General features: G+C 57.2%; 1 protein-coding gene. It reads right to left on the minus strand.

Annotated features, from left to right (window positions below):
- Nucleotides 1-138 precede the first annotated feature (138 nt).
- A complete protein-coding gene (locus tag ACZXDY_RS45805; protein ID WP_464349997.1) occupies nucleotides 139-1,461 on the minus strand; it encodes an IS701 family transposase in 1,323 nt (440 codons plus the stop codon).
- Between the last annotated feature and the right edge of the window lie 174 nt (nucleotides 1,462-1,635).

A 1,635-nucleotide genomic window follows, 5' to 3' on the forward strand; every position in this document is an offset into this window, starting at 1 on the left:
TCAAATGGACCAAGTCAGCCGATCAGATTTTGGCTTCCGTCAAACGCTTCTGCCACAAAGCTCAACAGACTTTATGTTGCGAACTTTAGATTCACGTGACTAGCACTACTTTGGCAGATTTATTTGCGCCGCTGTTTTTCACGGATTCCTCGTTTGCAATATGGGCATCGCTGAGTTGGTGGTCGAAGAATGAGGTCGACGATTGCGTGGCGTATTGCCGGCAAGCTTGGCTGAGGTGGAGGTCCATTGATTCTTTTTTTTCCGCCCCGCTTGTGCGAGACGACGATGCTGGAGGAAGGCGTAAGCGATCATGGTCATGAGTGCGTGCCGGTGGAGACCTTGCCAGGATCGCCCCTCGAAGTGATCAAGCCCGAGTTCCTCTTTCAACTGCTGATGCGCCTGTTCGCAGATCCATCGCGCCTTGATCTTGGCAGCCAATGTGCGCAGATCTGTCGCGGCCGATAGATTGGCGAGATAGTATTTCTTCTCTCCTGAGGTCCTGTGTTCGCCGATCAGCCACGCCTCCTCGCCGGGAAGATGCTGCTGGCCCTTGTCCTTGATACGCTGGGGTGGTCCATCGGCGATCCGCACTCGAACGGCAGCAAAACGGGCCTTCAATCGACCCTTGGTCCCGTTTCGCCAACTCACATTTTGCCACTTGGCATCGGCGAGCATGTCTTCGGCTGCCCTCGACAGAATGTCCGGAATGTATCGCTTGCGGGGGCGGCCCCGCATTGCAACTGGCCAGATCAGCTTGACGCCGACCGGGTACACCTTGAGGTGACGGGGGACGCCAACGGCCCAGGTAAGCCCGCGTGCCGTCAGCCCTTGTCGAAACGGTGCGCTGAGGCCGTATCCCGCGTCCGCCAGCACACAACCGAAGCGCACGCCGGCTCCCATCACGTGATCAATCTCAGCCAGAGCGATCTCTGGTTTGGATCGTGACGTTCGGTATTCGACCGGTACGCCGGCGCGCTTCAAACGTGCCGTATCACTTGTCCAGTTCTCGGGGAGGAAGAGACGCAATGCAAGCATCACTGGCACTTCACCCCGCGCAAGCGTCAGTGACACCAGCGTTTGGCAATTCGCCGTTTTGCCGAGACTCGATGCATATTGCGCAGCGACACCAACCGAGCGCTCGCCCTTCTTCGGCATTGCGGTGTCGTCGATGACCAGCACCGCATCGTCGCCGCCGACGAGCCGGTCGGCCTGAACGAGCAGTTCTGACTCCAGCGGTGCCGCATCCCAGACGCCATCAGCGATGAAATGGTGCAACTGATCGTAATCGCCCGCTGCAAAGCGCTCCGCGATCGGTTGAATGCTTTTGCGCTCACCAGGACCGATCAACCCCGCAACGTAACGCGGACACATCCGCCGCCGGGCCTTATGACCCAAGCGATCCAGGAATGGCTTCAACCAACGTTCGAGTTCGTCTTCCCAATCCGATCTCGCGGTCCCCATGGTCGGCCCTCCAAAAGCCGACCCCCTATGAATCATTGAAAAATCGATTCGGGAATCCTGATAGGCTCACGGAACCGACAAATCTGCCAAAGTAGTGCTAGTCACGTGAATCTAAAGTTCGCCACATAAAGTCTGTTGAGCTTTGTGGCAGAAGCGTTTGACGGAAGCCAAAAT

It is taken from the genome of Bradyrhizobium sp. LeoB3, assembly GCF_055456055.1.